Origin of the sequence: Tolypothrix sp. PCC 7712 (genome assembly GCF_025860405.1) — a bacterium.
In the GTDB taxonomy this organism is placed as follows: domain Bacteria; phylum Cyanobacteriota; class Cyanobacteriia; order Cyanobacteriales; family Nostocaceae; genus Aulosira; species Aulosira diplosiphon.
Map to the genome: position 1 here is coordinate 3,064,032 of NZ_CP063785.1, position 20,753 is coordinate 3,084,784.

The 20,753-nt window shown below is 41.2% G+C and carries 18 protein-coding genes; 5 read left to right on the forward strand and 13 right to left on the reverse strand.

Annotated features, from left to right (window positions below; genetic code table 11):
- The first annotated feature begins 711 nt into the window (after window positions 1-711).
- Together HGR01_RS12625 and HGR01_RS12630 are read left to right on the forward strand one after the other, a co-directional pair.
- Window positions 712-5,355, forward strand: a complete 4,644-nt coding sequence (locus tag HGR01_RS12625) for a PAS domain S-box protein (protein ID WP_052335264.1) — start codon at window positions 712-714, stop codon at window positions 5,353-5,355.
- 786 nt (window positions 5,356-6,141) lie between these two features.
- The gene (locus HGR01_RS12630; protein WP_045871626.1) at window positions 6,142-6,993 is read left to right on the forward strand and encodes a universal stress protein; all 852 of its coding nucleotides are present in this window, start codon (window positions 6,142-6,144) and stop codon (window positions 6,991-6,993) included.
- A gap of 80 nt (window positions 6,994-7,073) precedes the next feature.
- On the opposite strand, the gene psbM is transcribed toward HGR01_RS12630, so the two are convergent.
- The 3 genes from psbM to HGR01_RS12645 form a co-directional block, all read right to left on the reverse strand.
- Window positions 7,074-7,190, reverse strand: a complete 117-nt coding sequence (gene psbM / locus HGR01_RS12635) for a photosystem II reaction center protein PsbM (protein ID WP_015113622.1) — start codon at window positions 7,188-7,190, stop codon at window positions 7,074-7,076.
- A gap of 120 nt (window positions 7,191-7,310) precedes the next feature.
- Window positions 7,311-7,607 carry a 2Fe-2S iron-sulfur cluster-binding protein gene (locus HGR01_RS12640; protein WP_045871625.1) on the reverse strand — a complete coding sequence of 99 codons (297 nt, stop codon included), beginning with the start codon at window positions 7,605-7,607 and terminating at the stop codon, window positions 7,311-7,313.
- A 184-nt stretch (window positions 7,608-7,791) separates the two neighbouring features.
- A complete protein-coding gene (locus HGR01_RS12645; protein WP_006195022.1) occupies window positions 7,792-7,929 on the reverse strand; it encodes a photosystem II reaction center protein K in 138 nt (45 codons plus the stop codon).
- Between the two features lie 56 nt (window positions 7,930-7,985).
- Between HGR01_RS12645 and HGR01_RS12650 the strand changes: the two genes are divergently transcribed.
- Window positions 7,986-8,225 carry a hypothetical protein gene (locus tag HGR01_RS12650; RefSeq protein WP_155539380.1) on the forward strand — a complete coding sequence of 80 codons (240 nt, stop codon included), beginning with the start codon at window positions 7,986-7,988 and terminating at the stop codon, window positions 8,223-8,225.
- Here the strand turns inward: HGR01_RS12650 and tgt are convergent.
- Entirely contained in the window at window positions 8,181-9,284 is a 1,104-nt protein-coding gene (gene tgt, locus HGR01_RS12655; protein WP_045871624.1) for a tRNA guanosine(34) transglycosylase Tgt, read from the reverse strand. The two genes, HGR01_RS12650 and tgt, sit on opposite strands and share 45 nt — an antisense overlap.
- Before the next feature lie 621 nt (window positions 9,285-9,905).
- Window positions 9,906-10,358, reverse strand: a complete 453-nt coding sequence (locus HGR01_RS12660) for a hypothetical protein (protein ID WP_045871623.1) — start codon at window positions 10,356-10,358, stop codon at window positions 9,906-9,908.
- A gap of 371 nt (window positions 10,359-10,729) precedes the next feature.
- On the opposite strand from HGR01_RS12660, the gene cobS reads away from it, so the two are divergent.
- Window positions 10,730-11,503, forward strand: coding sequence for an adenosylcobinamide-GDP ribazoletransferase (cobS, locus tag HGR01_RS12665; RefSeq protein WP_045871622.1), 774 nt, complete (start codon window positions 10,730-10,732; stop codon window positions 11,501-11,503).
- Between the two features lie 157 nt (window positions 11,504-11,660).
- Here the strand turns inward: cobS and HGR01_RS12670 are convergent, their stop codons facing one another.
- Together HGR01_RS12670 and HGR01_RS12675 are read right to left on the reverse strand one after the other, a co-directional pair.
- Window positions 11,661-12,122: a PPC domain-containing protein gene (locus HGR01_RS12670; RefSeq protein WP_045871621.1), complete on the reverse strand. Its 462-nt coding sequence runs from the start codon at window positions 12,120-12,122 to the stop codon at window positions 11,661-11,663.
- An 80-nt stretch (window positions 12,123-12,202) separates the two neighbouring features.
- Window positions 12,203-12,880 (reverse strand): ComF family protein, encoded by a 678-nt coding sequence (locus tag HGR01_RS12675; protein WP_045871620.1) that lies wholly within the window; start codon window positions 12,878-12,880, stop codon window positions 12,203-12,205.
- Between the two features lie 162 nt (window positions 12,881-13,042).
- On the opposite strand from HGR01_RS12675, the gene HGR01_RS12680 reads away from it, so the two are divergent.
- Window positions 13,043-13,624 carry a Uma2 family endonuclease gene (locus HGR01_RS12680; protein WP_045871619.1) on the forward strand — a complete coding sequence of 194 codons (582 nt, stop codon included), beginning with the start codon at window positions 13,043-13,045 and terminating at the stop codon, window positions 13,622-13,624.
- Between the two features lie 18 nt (window positions 13,625-13,642).
- On the opposite strand, the gene HGR01_RS12685 is transcribed toward HGR01_RS12680, so the two are convergent.
- From HGR01_RS12685 to HGR01_RS12710, 6 genes are all read right to left on the reverse strand, one after another.
- Window positions 13,643-14,161, reverse strand: a complete 519-nt coding sequence (locus HGR01_RS12685) for a GNAT family N-acetyltransferase (protein WP_045871618.1) — start codon at window positions 14,159-14,161, stop codon at window positions 13,643-13,645.
- Window positions 14,162-14,388: 227 nt separating this feature from the next.
- Window positions 14,389-14,514: a hypothetical protein gene (locus HGR01_RS12690; protein ID WP_255325248.1), complete on the reverse strand. Its 126-nt coding sequence runs from the start codon at window positions 14,512-14,514 to the stop codon at window positions 14,389-14,391.
- A 415-nt stretch (window positions 14,515-14,929) separates the two neighbouring features.
- Window positions 14,930-15,334 (reverse strand): VOC family protein, encoded by a 405-nt coding sequence (locus HGR01_RS12695; protein ID WP_045871617.1) that lies wholly within the window; start codon window positions 15,332-15,334, stop codon window positions 14,930-14,932.
- A 20-nt stretch (window positions 15,335-15,354) separates the two neighbouring features.
- A complete protein-coding gene (locus HGR01_RS12700) occupies window positions 15,355-15,951 on the reverse strand; it encodes a tRNA-(ms[2]io[6]A)-hydroxylase (protein ID WP_045871781.1) in 597 nt (198 codons plus the stop codon).
- A 136-nt stretch (window positions 15,952-16,087) separates the two neighbouring features.
- On the reverse strand, window positions 16,088-16,810 hold the full coding sequence (locus HGR01_RS12705; RefSeq protein ID WP_045871616.1) for an SDR family oxidoreductase: 723 nt from the start codon (window positions 16,808-16,810) through the stop codon (window positions 16,088-16,090).
- An 18-nt stretch (window positions 16,811-16,828) separates the two neighbouring features.
- Window positions 16,829-20,593: a PAS domain S-box protein gene (locus HGR01_RS12710; protein WP_155539378.1), complete on the reverse strand. Its 3,765-nt coding sequence runs from the start codon at window positions 20,591-20,593 to the stop codon at window positions 16,829-16,831.
- Between the last annotated feature and the right edge of the window lie 160 nt (window positions 20,594-20,753).

The following is a 20,753-nucleotide window of genomic DNA, read 5'->3' on the forward strand; positions in this document are numbered from 1 at the left end:
TTCATAATACCTGCTGCAGGCAAGCAACAAGATACTGAATTCTCAATTAAGAAATAACTATTTATGTTACGAAAGTTTCAGGACTTACGCGACTGGTACACCTATCTTCTTTTGTCATAATCAAGAGTCAAGTGTCAAAAATTCAGGTTTTTTGGACTTTTGAACGCCAGTTGCTACAAATCTCTTAACCCACCCATCGCACTAGCTCCTCTTGACCCTTGAAAGCCTCAAGGAAAAAAATGTGACATTTGTCTAAGCCCTAAGTTTTTGAAATTTAACTATTATTCAGCAATTTTGTGAAAAAGCCTGCAGAAATTAAATTATTTAATTTTCAGAGGAACACAACTACCGTAGTCTTGCATTTTTTAAGATAAGTGATCGCATATTTTTGATTGGCAATTCCCTCATATTAGAGTTCTTTGTCCAGATTAGCTAAAAATCTTTGCTCAGGAATTTTTAACTACGCAAATATAATACAATTTAAATTCTCTAAGACAAATGATTCAATGATTCTCTGTATAAACTGGTTGTTTTGTATATTAACAAGCATATTTCTTCCGTTGTAACGAAATGTTCATTTAGATAAATAGCGTAGATACTTTTGTGGAGCATTCTCTAAAAAGTATCGAACAATCAATCTCAACAAGCTAAAATCGATACCTTACATTCACGATATCCGATCAATATGCCAGCCTATATAAGAATTTATCTATGGTTGCTGAATTTGATTACAAAATTTTGATTGTGGACGATGTTCAAGATGATCGGGTAATTTATCATCGCTATTTAAATAGAGAAACTCGCTACAATTATCAGGTCATAGAAGCAGAATCAGTTAGTGAAGCACTGGAATTGTACGATCGCAACTTACCCGATCTCGTAGTGCTAGATTATCAGCTACCCGATGATGACGGCATGGTATTTCTGCGGGAATGGCAACAGCGCTATAACGATACCTTGGTACCAGTGGTGATGTTGACAGGAAACGAGAATGCCACAGCCGCAGTGGAAGCAATGAAATTGGGTGTCCAAGACTATTGGATCAAAAGCCATTTAACGGCCGATTTATTTTGCCAGGGAGTCCGCACAGCCTTAGAACAGATACAGTTAAAACGGCAACTCTTTTTTCAACAAGAACAACAACGCTTAGTTAATAGTATTGCGCTTCGCATTCGTCAATCTCTGCAGCTTCAGGATGTCTTGCAAACTACAGTTGAGGAAGTGCGTCAACTGCTCCAGGTAGATCGTACTTTGATCTACAAGTTTGGCCCTGGTATGACGGGTATAGTCACAAATGAATCAGTTCTGCCTCAGTGGACAGCCTGCTTAAATGCCGAGATTGAAGAGACTTATTTTCAACAAAGTAGTGCCAACAAATACGATCAAGGTTGGTTGTGGGCTGTCTCCGATATTACTCAAGCTGGCTTAACACAATGTCATCAGCAACTGTTAGAAAATTTTCAAATAAAAGCAAACCTGGTGGTACCCATTTTGTTAGCAGTAGGAAATGGGCAGAGCAATCATACAGACAAAGAATCCACAAGCCAACACAAACTATGGGGATTGCTGATAGCTCATCAATGCGATCGCCCGCGTTATTGGCAAAATGCCGAAATCGCTTTATTGAGTCAGTTGAGCATACAACTAGCGATCGCGATCCAGCAATCGGAAATGTATGAACGGGTGCAAGCTCAATTGTACGCACAAGTACAAGCTGAATTAGAGCAACGGCAACGGGTTGCTGCAGAATTTCGCGCCTTGGTAGAGTCTGCTTCCGATATCATTTTTCGCATCGATCGCGATTTGCGCTATCTCTATATCAACCCCGCTATTGAGCAGATGGTTCCCCAAGCTAGCAGTAATTGGCTGGGCAAAACTTTAGAAGATTTGGCAATTGATTGTGAGACAATTGCCCTATGGCGTGAACTTCTCAATCGCATTATTGTTACACGCACAGAAGCTATTATCGAACATCCCTTTCCGATATCACACTCAGAAACTTGGTGCCAAACTCGCATTGTTCCGGAACTGAATCCAGCAGGAAAAGTGCAATCGTTTTTATGTATTGCCCGCGATATTAGCGATCGCAAACGTAGCGAAGCCACATTAAAGTTGCAAGCGCAAATCCTCGATCAAATACATGACGCGGTGATTAGCACAGATATAAACTGCATTATTCAAAGCTGGAATAACGGTGCAGAAAAATACTTTGGCTATAAAGCTCATGAAGTACTTGGGCAACATCTCGGCATCATCTACCCAGATCTTAGAGAACTGCAAACTAAGGTACTAGAACCATTGTTGGTCAAAGATTATCATGAAGTGGAAGTGCAGTGTTGCTCAAAATCTGGAATTTTACTATATCTGAGTTTGCGTCTTTCAGTGGTTCGGAATCAGCAGGGTGAAATTATTCGCCTCATTGGTTGCTCCAACGACATTAGCGATCGCAAAAATATGGAGCAAGAATTGCAGTTGTTGAACCAAGAGTTAGAATCCAGAGTCCGAAAACGCACAGCACAGTTACAAGAGAGTCAGCAGTTCATTCAAAGCATCACCGACAATATTCCCAATGTACTTTACATCTACGACCTTGAACAAAGACGTAGTATTTACTCCAATCGAGAAGTCGTCAAAACTCTAGGCTACTCTTCCGAAGAGATATCCACAATGGGATCATCCTTCCTAACTCAGCTCATGCACCCTGACGATTTGGCAAATGCGGCTGCTTATTTTCAAAGCTTACGCAGTGCTGGCGATGGCGAACGACGAGTGTTCGAGTATCGTCTGCGAGATATTTATGGCAGATGGCGCTGGTTTCTTAGCCATGACACACCTTTTCAGCGTGGAGAAGATGGGCAAGTAAAACAAATTATTGGTATTGCCCAAGACATGACTGATCGCAAGCAGATAGAGGAGCAATTGCGGTACAGCGAAACCCAACTGAGAATGGTTCAGCGCATAGCAAGACTAGGTAGTTGGGAATTTGACCTCCAAACTAGAGAAATTACTTGGTCAGAAGAAGTTTTTCGGAATTTTGCACGTAATCCTGATGATGGCGCTCCCACTTACGCAGAATTGCAGCAGCTTATACATCCAGATGATCGCGATCGCCATAATTTGCTAGTGCAAAGGGCAATTGAGCAGGCACAACCCTATAGTATTGAGTTTTGCCTTTACTGTCCTAATGGTAGCCTGCGTTACTTACAAGCACGTGGAGAAGCCGTCTGCAATGAAAGCGGTGAGGTAGTGAAGCTAATAGGCACTTCGCTAGATATTACTGAGCGCAAACAAGCCGAAGAACAACTGCGAAATCTGTCTGAGCGGCTGACTATGGCCATACAATCAGGAGGTTTTGGCATCTGGGAATATAATCTTCCCGAGGATAAATTAATTTGGGATGACCGGATGTTTGAAATTTACGGTGTCAACCCTAGCAATTTTTCCGGTAATTTCAATGCTTGGGTCAGCTGTCTGCATCCAGATGATCGGGTACAAAAGCTGAGATTAATTAAGCAATTTTTAGAAAATGGTTATGAATATAACACTGAGTTCCGCATCGTGCAGCCAGGGGGGAAAATTAGGTTCATCAAAGCTTATGGAATGATCCAAGTCAATCAGCAACAGGAAATAGTCAGAGTTATTGGTATTAACGATGACATTACCGACCTGAAGCAGGCAGAAATAGCCTTAAAAGACAGCGAACGTCGTTATTCCACCCTAACCGCCGCCGTCCCCGTCGCAATTTTGCGGTTCGATGTGGCTGGTAATTGTTTTTATGTTAACGATCGCTGGAGCGATCTCACAGGTAGGCCTAGGGAAGCAGCCTTAGGGATGGAATGGACGAAAATCTTGTACCAGCAACACAGCGACCTCCTACTAACTGAATGGTCGCAATGGGCTGTTACTGCAGAAGGACTCTACCATAATGAAGGTAAAATGGTACGGCCAGATGGTAGCGAGGTCTGGTTTTATGTTCAAGCAGTAGCCGAAACTAATTCCGATGGTGCTGTAATTGGCTATATTGGCACATTAACCGATATCACAGCGCACAAACAAGCCGAAGAAAAATTGCAACAGGTAAACGAGCGCTTAACACTAACTAATGCTGAACTTTATCGGGCTACTCGACTCAAAGATGAGTTTCTCGCAAACATGAGTCATGAATTGCGAACGCCTTTGAATGCGATTTTAGGGATGTCCCAAGGGTTACAAGATGAAATTATGGGTGCCCTCAACGATAGCCAAAAAGCCGCGATTGATAGTATTGAACGTAGCGGTCAACATTTATTAGCACTGATTAACGACATTCTCGATTTAGCAAAAGTCGAATCTGGCAAATTAGAATTGCAACTCGCTCCAGTAGCGATCGCCTATATTTGTAAATCTAGTTTGTCTTTTGTCCAACAACAAGCGATATCTAAAAATATTCAACTCTCAATTGAAGCACCCTCGGATTTGGCGGACATTGTGGTTGATGAATTACGAATTCGCCAAGTTTTGATTAATTTACTCAGCAATGCTGTCAAATTCACTCCCAATGGTGGCAGTGTAAAGCTGACTGTGAGACAGGAACAGTCAGACAACAAAATTTTACTTTGCTTTTCGGTGATTGATACCGGGATTGGCATTGCTCAAGAAAATATCTCCAAACTCTTCCAACCCTTCACCCAAATTGATAGTCGATTAAATCGCCTGCACCCTGGTACAGGCTTAGGTTTATCCCTGGTGCGTCGTTTAGTGCAATTGCATCAAGGTTCCATCGCTGTCACCAGTGAATTAGGAGTAGGAAGCTGTTTTACTGTTTATTTACCCTACCGCGTAATTGAGCCGTCAGCGATCGCTCAATCATTACTTGAATCTGAATCTACAGCTAACCCATCACTACAAGCGACTCTGAATCAAAAACATTCTCCAGCCGCAACCCCAAGCTTGAACCAATTGACTATTCCCCTAGCATCCCCAGATAAACCAACCTCAAAGGCTTTAATTTTGCTGGTAGAGGATCAAGAAGTCAATGCCCTCAGCATTTCTAGCTATTTAGAAGGTCGGGGCTATCATTGGTTGTGGGCTGTTAATGGCCAAGAAGCAATTACTATGGCCAGCACTCAGCATCCAGATGTGATCTTGATGGATATCCAGATGCCAGAAATGGATGGATTAGAAGCGATATCACGCATTCGCTCCGATCTGCAATTAGCTCAGATCCCAATTATCGCCATTACCGCCTTAGCCATGCCTGGCGATGAAGAAAGATGTTTGCAGGCTGGAGCCGATTTATACATTACTAAACCAATTAAACTCAAGCAACTGATTGCTGTTATTCAAAAATTATTAAGCGATCGGGGGATTGGGTAATGGGTAAAATACCCTATTGGAAAATTTTGGCTAATTGCCATAGCAATTTCTGAATAAAGCAAGTACAAATAATTTATAAAAATATAACTTTATCTAATTGTGATTTAAGCATTTAAATCTTGATAAATTCGACGATTCTCGTAAAATCAGGTTATAGTGCTACTCTATAAAGCTTTATGAGACAACTAAAGCAGCTTAATTATTCTTAAATTTTATTGAAAAATAGTGAATATATAATAAATTCAATGTAATATACTTGTCTTTTATTTAATTTGTTTACATTATTTAAATTGCTTTTAATGAACAAAGATGAACATAGGTTAAAAATAATAAATACCATCATATTTTATTAAGTTTGACAGGCTAAATTGAGAGTATGCTTAATCATTAGAGACTATTTAAGAACTTAAGTAACGGAGCGCAAATAAATATCTCAATCTTTAGTAATCCAGTCCATAAGTCTAAATACCGCAAAAATGACGGTGTAGATTATTGACAGTGCTTGACTTTGAGTAGTGCTGATTACGAGTTCTTAGTTTCTCATTCCTATAGCTAAATTTACGGGGTTAAGCAAAGAAAAAAGCTGTTTTTTCTGCTTATCTACAACTAGTGAATTCAAGCTTCTAAAAGCTTGTTTAAAAGCTGAACTTGTCCTTGAATGAGAATTCATTTTAGTGATTTGATGAGAGCAGAAAATTGACTAGATTTTCAAGGCTGTGATGAAAATCTAGCTAATCCAAATTACTACGAGCAGAAACCTAAGCAACCTTAACAACAAGACGTAAGATGATAGAAAAAATTTTGCTGGCTGTATCTGGATTGGGGCACGCAGAAGAGATGCTCAAGGCTTTGAAAGAAGTGCCATCAATTCAAAGTGCAAAAGTTACAGTTTTGCACGTAGTTAATGCTAAATCCGCCGCTTCTGAAATGACAGAGAAGTGGGAAGAAGGTGGCAAGATTCTAGCTAATGCTATTCAGTCTTTGAACTTAGATCCGAGTCAGGTTTCTTCCATCTTGCGCCAAGGCGATCCCAAAGATGTAGTTTGCAAGGTGGCTGATGAAATAGACGCTGACTTAATTATCATGGGTTCACGGGGACTCAAGCGGTTGCAATCGATTTTATCTAACTCCGTGAGCCAGTATGTATTTCAACTGTCGTCTCGCCCCATGCTGCTGGTAAAAGATGACATTTATGTCAAGAGAATTAACCGCGTCATGGTGGCTATAGATAACTCTGAGTCTGCAAAACATTGTTTAAGTTTGGCTTTGTTCCTGCTGCGAGATATCCCCGGAGGTCAGTTATTTTTAGCTAATGTTAATACAGATTTACGTGGTAAATCATCTGAAGCAAGCGAAATTACTCCAGAGAAAAATTCAGTTTTGGGTGCAGCAGTTGCAGAGGCTGAAAAATATGGAATTAAAGCTCGTAGTTTCATTAGTAATGGTAAACCAGGTGAAGAAATTTGCAGCTTGGCAGACAAGTTGAACATAGATTTATTATTACTTGGATCTCCAGATCGCCGTCCATCGGTAGCTAAGAGTTTTGTCGATATAGATAGACTCATCGGCTCATCTTTGTCTGACTATGTTCGCGTTAACGCTACTTGTCCTGTGTTGTTGGCACGAACCACTAGTTAAGGTCACAATAGATTTAGCGGTTGATAAACAAAAACCCCTACACCATAGGTGCAGGGGTTCTTTATTTTATAAAAAACGTATTAACTATCTTTTTTACCTTCGCGGCTAGCTGTTTGGATGTACAGAATCAGCAAAAATACAGAGGGAACTAGTACGAACAGAATGCTCGCTACGAACCCCAGGTCATTCACTTGCATGGCAAGAAAGCCTCTCTTAGATTTCCAGTCAACAACATTAGAATAGCATCATCAATGACAGAGTTTATGGAAATTTTCTGCTTTTGCAACCCTGAAACCAACCAGAAATAGCCTACAAAACTAAGGCTTTGTAACTACACTTACAGGCCCATTTACTAAAGTTTGGCAAGCCAGGCGGTAATTTGCGGGCTTTTTCTTCAATTTGCGGTTTTCTACATCTGTGCGCGGAGAAAGGTTGTCTATTCCTTCAGTAATCTCGACTATGCAAGTACCACATTGACCATAGCCGCCGCAATTAGTCATTTTTCCAAACAATGTATAGATATCTATACCATTTTGCATTGCTTTTAGCCGAAGATTAGCACCATCCGCAGCCACTACTTCCTTATCTTCTTTAACGAATTTTATATTACCCATAACTGATACCTTACTAACTTTCAGCGTGGCTTTTGCCCGTTTGTTGACTAGGATTGATATACTAATTTAAGTGTATATTAATTTATTACAAAATATTAAGAAATATCAATTTGAGTAAACAATCTGATACCAAAAAATAGGACAGGTTTTTTGTACCTGTCCCAGCAATTTTAAATTAATTAACTTACCTAAATCCGACTGCTGCTTGCCAGACGAAAGCAAGTAACAAGAAGAAAACGGGAATGACTGGGAGAACATCCACCAAAGGATCAAAAATTTGGTAAGCTTCTGGTAATTTTGCTAACAACAGTGCTGCTTCCATATTTGTTTATATCCACCTATCCAACACAGCATTTCATAATTGATAGGTATCTTAACATGGTTTGGTCATTAGTCATTTGGGGTTTGTCATTTGTCATTTGTCATTTGTCATTTGTCATTTGTCGTTGGTCATTAGGCTTTTACCCCATTACCCATTACCCATTACCCATTACCCATTACCCATTCCCCATTCCCCATTCCCCATTCCCCATTACCCATTACCCATTACCCATTACCCATTACCCATTCCCCTCACTCCAGCCAGTGTCCAAACTCACTCTCAAAGCGATCGCTTAATATGGCTTCGCGGATGCGTTGGGTAAAGCGAATCAGCTCTGTGATGTTGTGAATACTTAGCAAGGTGTAGGCTAAGATTTCTTGCGATCGCACTAGATGGGAGATGTAGGCACGGCTAAAATTTTGGCAAGCGTAGCAAGGACAAGTTTCGTCTAATGGGGTAAAATCTTCGCGGAATTTAGCGTTTTTCAAATTCCAGCGTTCGCCTTGGACGATGGCTGTACCATGTCTAGCCCAACGGGTAGGAATGACGCAGTCAAATAAATCTACACCAGAAGCGATCGCGATCGCCATTTCTTTATAAGTCCCTACACCCATCAAGTAACGTGGCTTTTCGGGTGGTAACAATGGTGCAGTTGTTTGTACAATCTGTGCCATCAGTTCTGGAGGTTCTCCTACACTCACGCCCCCAATTGCATATCCTGGTAAATTCAACTTTGCTAAAGCGACAGCAGCTTGCGATCGCAAATCTAAATATACACCCCCCTGCACAATCCCAAATAGCGCCTGATCGCTACGTTTATGAGCCACTATGCAGCGTTCCAACCAGCGATAAGTACGCTCAGTTGCAGCTTCTACTTCCTGGCGAGTTGCTGGGTAGGGGGGACATTCATCAAACGCCATAATTACATCCGCCCCTAGAGTATTTTGAATCTCTATCGAGCGTTCTGGTGTTAATTTAATAATCTGCCCATCATGGGGAGAACGAAAAGTTACGCCTTCTTCCGTAATTTTTCGCATCTCACTCAAACTAAAGACCTGAAACCCACCAGAATCAGTGAGCATCGGCCCATTCCAACCCATAAATTTATGCAGTCCACCACCACCTGCCACAATTGCTTCACCTGGTTGGAGGTGCAGATGATAAGTATTAGACAAAACCATTTGCGCGCCAGTATCCCTGAGTTGGGCTGGCGTGACAGTTTTGACATTAGCTAGCGTCCCCACAGGCATAAATCTTGGGGTTTCTACAGGGCCATGAGGAGTGAAAAAGACTCCCGCCCTAGCTTTTGTCTGGCTACAGCAAGCAAGACATTGAAAAGAAAAATTGGCACTCAAGGTAAAAGTAACTTTATTTCGCTAAATATTTTGGCAAACATAAAAATACTAATACCAAATCAAATAATGTTTGCAACACCTCAATATATTCTAGAGGGCAAGGCAGTGACGTGTTCCTACAACCTGTTGCATTATTTTTTCAAAATGGTATAACTTTATAGCGAACTCAGGAATAAAAGAATATTAATTTTTATCGCCTGTTCATGGGCGCAATTCCTGATCGACGACTGACTTAAAAATATGGTGATGGCTAAATACTGAGTCAGCAATCATCTGTTTCTCAAATGAATTGAGTACACAACGGAGGCACAACAATTGTTATGCTCCAAAAATCATTTGTACCAAGAGTTGGCGTAGCCTCTGGGAGAAAATTTTTAATCGGCTGTATTAGCTAATCGCGCTTAGTACAGTGTGGTGGAAATCAAGCTAGCATTTCCAACAGGCACAAGCCTTGATGATATATAAATCTTTCTACTTTCCTGCAGTATTAGCCCCTTTTTCTTGGGTGCTAGATATGCAATTTTATGAGCAATAGCGAGAAAAATTGCTGAATCCTGAGTGCTGAATCAAAAATACTAGTATCTAGTCCTAGCTTAAGTACCCTTTCTCATTTAGGGCTAATTAAAACGAATCAGAAGTATCGTCATCAATTTCTGCATCCCATCTGGCTGAGAGTACTTGATCCATCATGGCTTCGATGGCGCTGACATTCAAGCTTCTCTCTCTACGCTCTTGTAGAGGTGTAGAAAGGGGAATTAACCGCAAACACATACCTTCTTGGATTAAATCAAAGTAGGTTTCTTGTTGCGGGGATTGTTTTAGTTCTAAATAATCAAAACTATAAACATTCAAATAAAGCGCTTGGTTTGCGACTAAAGTAGACCTTTGAGGATTGGCAAATACTTCCATTACATCGCCATCACCCTCGCTCTGTAATTGACCTTCGTGGGTGTAGATGTAGTGGACTCGACCTAAATCAGCCAACAATCGCTTGATGTCGAGCTTATTTACAATAATTCCCGTGTTAATAATGCACGGAGCTGGTATTCTTGTGTCGGGTAGATGATGACTCATAAAAAAATAGGGAATGAGCGAAGGTGAGGTGCAACAGAAGCACAATAGTTTAAGTTAATAAGCTCCCTGTATACCCCTACATTTAAAAAAATATCAACTTTCTTCGGCAATCGTCTAATAACCTTGATGAAGTTATTAGTTCAAGGATACAAGACAAAAGTGTGTCTGAGGAAATATTGCCTAATAATTTTATTTTCAGTATATAAAACTACTAATAATTAGTGGTTGTTACTGAAACTAGCATAACAAAATTTTGTGGATGAATCGCTAGATCAAAGAAAACTTATAGAAAGCTTTAATCTGTTTTTCTACAGGCTGTGCAGTAATAGAAAGCGGTATTCCACAAATAGCTTTTCAAGAAAGTAAATTATATGACAAATCAGCCTCCGTGGTGGAAAAAGCTGTTGCTAAATCTACTATCTAGCGTGATATTTTATACTACTATTCCATTACCATATGTGAATGGATTGGAATTCGATAAAGTAGCACGTTTTGCTTTGCTAGTAGGGGTGTTGATTGGGGGAATTTTAGGGTTATGTGATACAGGAATGAGTTATCTGGGTATACCAATATTAACTCGTAGTGCTTTAGTAATTAGCTTAGGGATTGGCATTACTGGAGGATTGCATTTAGATGGGGCAATGGATACTGCTGACGGATTGGCGGTAGGCGACCCAAAAAGACGACTAGAAGTGATGGCAGATAGCGCTACAGGTGCATTTGGAGCAATGGCAGCGATCGCCATATTACTGCTAAAAACAACAGCGTTAACAGAGGTAGAAACCCATCGTTGGCTGATATTGATGGCAACTTGTGGTTGGGGACGCTGGGGACAACAGCTAGCGATCGCTTGTTATCCTTACCTCAAACCTACTGGTAAAGGCGCAATTCACAAACAAGCCATTCAATCTTATCAAGACGTATTACCAGGGCTTTTGTTACTGATGGCTTTAAGTGGTTTACTTTTTTTAATAGATAGCCAGCAGAAAATTTTAGCAATAGCAATGGTAATCGCCGGGGGTGCGATCGCCACTATAACCGGTGCTTGGTTTAACCACAAATTAGGCGGACACACAGGCGATACCTACGGCGCAGTCGTGGAATGGACTGAAGCCCTGTTTCTCTGTGCGCTGACGGTTTTTTAATGAGGGACTGGGGACTGGGGATTGGGGATTGGGGAGGGGCCCCCTCTGGGGATAAGGGGTAATGGGGATTGGGGACGAGGGGGATGAGGTAGACAATACCAATTACCCATTACCCATTATCAATGCCAATGCCCAATGCCCCATGCCCCATGCCCATTTATTTAATTGGCTGCAACTTCGTCACCTTGAGTTTAAAGTTACCAACACCAGTTTCCCCGAAAGAGCGAACGCGAATTATATAATTTCCTGTCTCTGCAATACGAGTAAATAATAGGGAATTACTGGTGCCATCAGGGCCATCATCATTTTCTGCTAGGGTAGTACCATTAGGTGAAAGCAGGGTAATAATGCTGTCAAAGTTATCGGATGATAGATCAACGGCTAAATTATCACCTTTAGTTAACTTCACAGAGTAATCACGAGCGTATCCGCCCTGACCTGTGGGAATATCTTTATCTGAAAGTGTATCGGAAAATTCAGAACTAGTTGTAGTTAAAGGAATTGGACTATATAACTTATTTTGAGCAAAAGCGGCAGTTGTACAGATGCTCATTGCCAATAAGGTGGCAGGAAAGATAATTAATCGTGGCAAACTTACTGCAAAGCCTTGACTTTTCATTGAAAGCAAAATTCCCAAACAATAGGGTGATTTGGTCAAATATAGAGTTTAGTTGAATTACTTTTCCATGAGTTGTTAAGTTATGGATTTTTTATAGCAGTAGCAAGTGCTACTAACCCTGAAACCGTGATTCCACACTGGCTAAGTGTTTGTACCGCTGCAGCGGCGGTAGCACCTGTAGTGTAGATATCGTCTACTAACAACACTGGGAAAGTTGGAGGACTGCGGCGAAGTTCCTTACCAACAGCAAAAGCTGCTGCTAAGTTTTGTTCTCGCTCAGATACCGATAAACCAAATTGTGCTTTAGTTTCTCTAACTCTTTCTAGACCATTTAGTTTGAATTTTAACCCAGTTGTTTGGCAAAAGCTTTGTGCTATGAGTGCTGCTTGGTTATAGCCTCGCTTTTTTTGTTTGCTGGGGTGGAGTGGGATGGGAACAACAGTCAGCTTTTGATGACGTATTGGTGAATTTAATAACCATGTCTCACCTAGCCATTGACCCAACGGCTGAGAAATTTGTGGTTGATTTTCATATTTCATCACAGCGATCGCTCTTTTGAGTGAACCACCATAAATTCCCCAGCTAAATACGGGTATAGGTTGTTGCCAGAACTTATTAGGGTCTTCTAGGCGACATTGCTGCAATTGTCTTTCACAGTATTCACACACTTGACGAGATGTACTGCGTTGACACAATGGGCAATGGGATTGGAGAAAAAGGCTGAGTAAGCCTTTCAATGCGCTTCTAGCATAAATCACAGCTAGCTTGTCCTTTCAATATCAGAATTTAACTGACATTAATCTGGCACAAATTAACTTTGGTGTTGGGGGTTTGTCCCCAATTACCCATTACCCATTACCATTTCCTTTTTCAAGTTACGATACTAAAATCTCCCAATTCTCAAATTTGCTCAACAAACTATGCAAAACACAGAAACGACGTTACCGCTTCGCCTGTGGACAGTTGAGGAATACCACCGGATGGCTGAGGCTGGGATTTTTGGTGTAGATGAACGTGTGGAACTCCTAGAAGGAAAGATTATCTGGATGAGTGCCAAAGGAACAGCCCATCGTTCGGCTGTGGGGAGAACAGATTATTTGCTGAAAAATTGGTTAGGAAATCGGGCTTGGGTAGCTATTCAAGACCCAGTAAAGTTAAATGAAAAGTCTGAGCCTGAACCAGATATTGCGGTCGTCAAAATAGATCCATTGGACTATGCAGATCATCATCCTACTCCATCTGAGATTTACTTAATTATTGAAGTGGCAGATAGCAGCCTGAAACTAGACTGTGAAATTAAAGGTAAATCCTATTCAAAAGCGGGAATTCGTGATTATTGGGTGTTAGATGTGGTTAATCGCCAATTACACATTTTTCGGGAACCAACAGACGATGGCTACCAAAGCGAACAGATTTTGTCAGAAGATGAGACTATTTCGCCCTTAGAGTTTCCTGATTTGAGAATTACAGTTTTACAGATGTTACCGCTAGTAAATAAATAGCTAGCCTCCCTCATCCCGTCACTTAATCCCCAGTTCCCAGTCCCCTAGTAATGGCTGATTGAGATATTTCACATAAACGCGATCGCACCTTGGGGTTTCTACTCCGGTTGCGGGTTGATAGCCGTTGCTTTCATAGAGTTTGACGGCTTCTACTAAAACACTGGCGGTTTCAATCCAAATTTCCTGAAAACCACGGGCGGAGATCGCAGCTTCTAGTTGTTGTAATAAATATTTCCCTAGCCCTATACCTCTAATACTGGGTAAAAGATACATTTTCCTGATTTCTACGGCTTTTTCACCCCGATTTACGGGGTAATATGCCCCTGTTCCTACGAGGTGACCTTGGTGTTCAATTACCCAAAACTCACCGCCTGCGGCTAAGTAGCATTCTTCGACTTTTACCACATCTCGGTCAGCACCGTTTGGTTCCCAGCCCAAACCGTATTCTGATAATACATAACTGATGACTGCGGCAGTGCTTGTGCGATCGCTCTGCTCCCAGTTACGAATCAAAAAGTCTCGGTAATAATCTCTCATCGTAAAATTTTCAATAATTATAATTTTGAACGGGAGCAAAAAGAGAGTCAAGTTTGCACAGAAAATTTTTCTGGATCTATATCCCAATTTACCCAACCTATAGCTACTCTGGCAGAGTTGATCTCAGGCGGTACTCTTAATGTATAAATTTTGCTAGTGCTAGGGCAAGTCATTTTTAATCAATGCATCGGTTCGACATCAACATCAGCATCAATGCGAAGTCAGGTTTATTCCTGCCAAGAATTTAGTGCTTGCGCCTGTAATTGCTCACATATACGATCGTAGCCTATAGCTTGAATTAAAACGCGTCTAAGTTCGGCATTGTCTATCTTAAAAGCCACTGCGTTTGCCATGCGTGAGGGTGTAGCTTGCCGTATTTCTTTGGTAATTTCACTCTATGATCATAGACTCTATAAAAGCTTTCTCATAGAGAAATATCTAACTATAGCAATCCTAAATGATTTGTGAAATCTGATCTGCAGGGTTGTTAACTGTTGACTGTTGACTGCTGACTGTCAACAGTCAACAGCCAAAACCGATATTTTTCACAACTGAAATAGGAGCGCTATATAGTTTTCAAATAGTTGATGTAGTCATGAAAATGTCTGTATCAAATTCCTCCAAAATTAGTAAAGTGTTTCAGATTTAAAAGCATGAAAATCTGAAAAACTAATAATCAATTTCTTAGCTATAAATTGATGATATGCAGATAATCTGAGTCGGGTTTTGCTGTGGTTCAGACACTGGTTAGTAGCTGGCGGGAAATTTTTAAATGACAATACCCAGGTTGGTGTAAATTTCAATTAAATTACCATCAGGATCGCGAAAATGAGCTGTGCGGATTCCCCATTCTGGACGGTCTGTAGGTGGAGCCATTAAGATGCCATTATGCTCTTTGAGTTTTTGATACACTTCATCGACGTTATCAACCGCAAAAATTAAGGATGTTTTATCCTGGCTAGCAAAGGATGAAGGCTGATCCATACTAGGGATGACTTGAGCCATTAACTCTTTTTTAAATATAGCTAGTTGAATAGATCCGGTACTAAATTCAGCATATCCGCTTTCTTCATCACCCCAATCCAAATTCAAACCCAATAAATCCCGGTAAAACAAAAAAGTGTCTTTGTAATTGGAAACGAGCAGTCTGAGATGTGTTAACTGAAGTTTCATAATTGATGCACGTCAATGGATTAACTATGAATTCTAGGTTCTGGGTGTAAATTTGCTAGCAATTCACTTTCAACAAATGCTAGTTCATCGAGCCGTTGCCTGACAATTGCTCGCTCAAAATAAGTATCTGCTAAAACCCAGTAAGTACCGAAGTGACGGGCTTCTGATGCCATCAAACCACGGTAAAATTTTGCTAACTCTGGCTCAGGACAGTGGGTAGCTAATAATCCTAAACGTTCGTGACTGCGTGCTTCAATTAATCCGGTGACGAGTAGAGAATCTAAAAATCTATCGGGTTCTTGGGGACGAACTTGCGCTTTTAAACCTGCGCCGTAGGGAGGTGGGGGTAAGGGTGCAAGGGGAATATTGCGGCGTTCTAGCCACTGGTTGACAAGTTCAAAGTGTTCTAGTTCTTCACGAGCGATCGCAGTTAATTCTCTGACCATTTTCGCATTGGAAGGGTAGCGAAACATAAAATTTAACGCCACTCCCGCAGCTTTGCGTTCGCAGTGGGAATGGTCGAGCAAGATAATATCTAAGTTAGCGATCGCTTGTTCTACCCAAGCTGAACTAGTAGGTTGTTTGAGAGCGTTGATCGTTGGTAATTCGGTAAGCACAGGATAAAAAACTCCAGATATCTCAATATAGCTGAGATAGCCCAGCACATTGATTTTAATCTTTTCACAGATGACTGTTGACTGTTGAGCGTCAACAGCCTATGAAATGATTATGGCAATGGAGATGGGTTTTAGCTTACCAGTCTATTGGTTGGCGATCGCGGAAGAATCCACCTGTAGGGCTATGATCAGGAAGCGTGGCTAGCCAGACAATTGTATCTGCGCCTTGCTCTAGGGTTCTGGGTGCATTCACACCACCCATATCAGTTTTCACCCAACCTGGACAGACTGAATTTACTAAAATATTTGTTCCTTGTAATTCGCTAGCAAAAATTCGCGTAACGGCATTCAATGCGGTTTTAGAAATACGGTATGCTGGAGAGCCTCCCCCCATGCTACTGAGTTGTCCCATTCCGGAAGAAACATTGACAATTCTGCCGTAATTCTGGTTCTTCATTAACGGAAGTAAAGCTTGGGTAACTCGGATCGCACCGTAAATATTTGTGTCGATTGTTTGTTGTATTGTGTCAATTTTGGTGTGAAAAATACTCAAATTATTGCCACTAGCTTCGGAATCAATATAGATGCCGGCATTATTTACCAAGGCATCAACTTTTCCAAATTCTTTATTTATAAATTCCCCTAATTGATGGGCGCTTTCATTGCTAGTAATATCTAGCGGATGATAAATTACATCTAATCCCTCATTTGTTAATTTTGTAGCTGCAGTATTACCTTTTTCTTGATTGCGGCTAGTGAGAATTACTTGATATCCTTGTTTAGCTAATTCGCGGGAGACTTCCAATCCTAAACCGCGATTTCCACCTGTGATGACGGCAATTTTTTGATTAGTACTCATGGTTTCCTCTCGATAATTTTAATCAATATTTATTAGCTGAGATAAAGTAGTTAATAAATCTGCGGCGGTGTAGGGTTTGGCTAAAAACTCTCGCGCACCAGCTGCTAAGGCTTTCCGACTGTGAGTAGGTAACCCACTAGTAACGATGATTTTGAGTTGAGGATTTAATTGCTTGAGGGTATGGATAGCTGTCAATCCATCTAAACTCGGCATCATGATATCGATCAACACTACATTAATTTCCTGCTGATGCTGGGCGTAAATCGCGATCGCCTCAATACCATCGTTAGCAATCAAGGTTCTATAATTAGCTTGTTCTAGAGATGTTTTGGTGGCTAATTGTACCATGACCTCATCATCGACAATCATCACTAGTTCTTGGTTTCCTGTTGGTATTGTCGCCGCTGATACTTGCTCATCTCTCGTTTCTTCTATAGCTGGTAAGTAAACTTTAAATTTTGTACCTTTACTTTCCTGGCTGAATACTTGTACAAAACCACCACTATTTTTGACAATACTCATGACGGTAGAAAGCCCTAATCCTGTGCCTTTACCAGGTTCTTTGGTGGTAAAAAAAGGGTCAAAAATCCGATCCATTAATTCTGGGGGAATGCCTGTACCTGTATCTGAAATGGTAATCACGACATAATTTCCCACCTGAGCATTCAGATCCATTCGGGTATAAATTTCATCAATAAACTGATTTTCAGCAGATAGATCAAGAGTTCCACCATCGGGCATAGCATCACGTGCATTGACACAGAGATTCATCAAAATCTGATGTATTTGGGTGGGATAGCCTTTCACCATCCATAGGGTTATCACAGGGATGTTGGTGGTAATTTCAATAGATTTAGGAAATGTCTGTGTAATAACTTTTGCTACTTCAAAAAGCAAATGTCCAATTTGTAAACAGATGGGTTTGCCTTCTGTTTCTCTGGAAAACATGAGTATTTGTTTAACTAAGTCGCTGCCACGTTTAGCACTTTTGGTCAATACTTCCACTAATTCTTGGGTTTTGCTATCAACTACTTGGATTCTTAATGGTAAAAGTTGAGAAATTGCCAAAATAGGTGTAAAGATATTGTTGAGATCATGGGCAATACCGCTAGCTAAAGTTCCCAAGCTTTCCAAACGTTGGGCGCGTAAAAATTGCTTTTCTAAACTCTTCTTTTCTGTAATATCAGTGTTGACAATCAGGATTGATTTTGGCTGTCCTGATTCTTCCTGCACCAGAGTCCAACGACTCTCAACGATAATTTTTGTACCTGCTTTGGTAAGTTGCTCCAATTCTCCCCGCCAGCAGCCTTTCTCTAAAGTAGTGTTCATTGCAGTTGCGAGTTGAGATGCATCATCGTTAAATAACTTTTGGGCTGTCTTCTCTATAGCTTCGGCGGTAGTAAAGCCATATAAGCGCTCAGATCCTAAGCTCCAAAATAAGATTTTGTTGTGCAGATTGGTGACAAAAATCGCATCTGTAGCAATATCAATTAAAGCTGCTTGTTCGCGCATTTTCTCTTCTGCTTGTTTGCGCTCTGTAATATCGGTAATCATGCCTAAACCACCGATATATTCACCATTTTCATCAAAGATGGGAGTTCCTGAGACAATCGCCCAGACATTACAACCATTGCGATCGCAAAATTTAAAGTCGTGCCGTTCTCTAATGCCTGGTTGCCGACGTTGCCAATATTGTAAGGCGATCGCTTGTCCTTGCTCGTCCATAAATTCAAATAGCGACTTTCCCTGCATTTCCTCGATGGTATAGCCCAACATCGAGGCCATTTGTTGATTAACTAAAGTTGTTTTCCCCTCAGCATCTACAGCCCATACACCTTCTATGGCAGTTTCCACGATGCAGCGATATTTGGCTTCACTTTGGCGCAAGGCAAGTTCTGCTTGCTTATACTTGGTAATATTGCGCGTGATTGTGAGTACTGATGCAACAGTGCCATTTTGGTCAAATTCTGGGACACAGCGGCTTTGGTAATATTTCACACCATTGTGACTGGGAAATTCAAATTCTATTTCTGCTGGCTGACCTGTGGTAAATACTTGTGTGAGAGTTGCGTTCCATACAATTAATTGATCTGCTGGCATTCCTAACTCTTCGTTGGTTTTACCGATAAACTCATGAGCAGGTAAGCCTGTTTCAGCTTCAATGGCTCGATTGACGTAAATATGGCGGAAATGAGAATCAAATCTGACAATAATATCGGGTGCATTGTCTGCTAGCGCTCGAAATGCTTGTTTTTCCTGATTTAGTTCAGCAGTTCGCTGTGCTACACGGACTTCTAATTCCTCACGGGCTTGACGGAGGGCTGATTCTGCTAATTTACGCTCGGTGATGTCATCTACTACCCCTACCAGGCGTATCGCTTGCCCATGCTGATTGTAATAAAAACTCCCACGAGCATTCACCCAGCGAATCTGATTATCCGGGAGAATTATCCGATATTCACATATATAACTTTGTCGATTGGCGATCGCTTTTTGCATACAAGCCTGAACTTGTAGCAAATCTTCAGGGTGAACTCGATTCGCCCAATCTTGGTAACTGCGTTTTGGGGTTCCTGGTTGATAGCCAAAGATAATCTCATGGTAAGGTGTCCAAATAGTCTCATTCTTCACCATATCCCAATCCCAAGAACCAGCTTGAGCCGCCTCTAACGCTAGTTTTAAACGCTCGTTACTCTGTTGCAGTTCTACTTCCAACTGCTGACGTTCTAGTATTTGCTGGTGCAATTGCTGATTGACATAGCCCAGTTCACTTCTTTTTTCGGCAATCTGCTGTTGTAATGTGACAATCACACTCGACACTTCTAAGGGATCGACTGCATTGAGAAAACTGCTTTGAGTGACAATTCCCAACAGTTCGCCGCGATCGCCAGTTACTACTAATCTGCGGATATAGCGCTGCTGCATCTGTTGATAAGCAGCCCACATTGAATCCTCTGGCTTGACAGTAAATAGAGGCGTACTCATGACTGTTAAAGCTTGGGTATGGGCTAAATCCAGATTTAATGCCCGAAATTGCACAATATCTCGCTCGCTCACGATGCCTTTGGGGTAAAGTAATTCCGAGTCGCCTGCTGCTTGAGGTTCGACAATGACGATACAGCTAACCCGATGCTGGCTCATCAATTGAGCTAAATCCAGTACAGAGGCGGTATGAGGCGCATGAATTACCTGAGTCAGCATTACTTCCTTGACTAGGCGCAATTTCAGCAAATTAGCAGGTTGGAGAGCTTGACGCAGGCTGTTGTGAGTCACAATCCCCATTAATTTTTCCTGCTCATCCACAATTGGAAGATGGCGAATTTGATGCTGACGCATCAGAGATAGGGGAATTGCCGCATTGTAAGCATCGCTGTATTGCAGGGTGATGGCTTGTTGTGTCATCACTTCGCCAACTTTAATGTTTGCTAAGTTTACCCCCATCGCAATGAGCCTAACTACGTCTCGCTCAGTAAATATACCTTTTATATTTGCTGCTTCTGTCACCAACACATAGCTATTGATTCCCGAACTGGAAGAACTCAGTGTAGATGTGGACTTTGCATCATCTAAACTACAACTCCTACCTCGCGCCTGACTCATAAAAGCGATCGCATCCATCACAGTAGTATCAGGTGTAACGGTTAAAGGATGGGGATCGATAACCTGTGCAAGAGCCGGTAATGCGAAGAGATGGTCATTTTGCATATTGTACTCAATAGTTTGATATCCGCGATCGCCAAAAGTCACCATGACAATGGGTAGAGAAAATTTGTGATTTGGCAATATTTTTCAGATGGAATTTTTAAGGGTTGATCTCGATTGAGTCTAGCTCTGACTTCTTGAATTTTTAGTTTATGTATTCACAAAAATATCCCTGATCGCCATGAAAACATAAATTTATCTGTCTATGAATACCTTTCTGATCAATAGATTACAAGCAGAT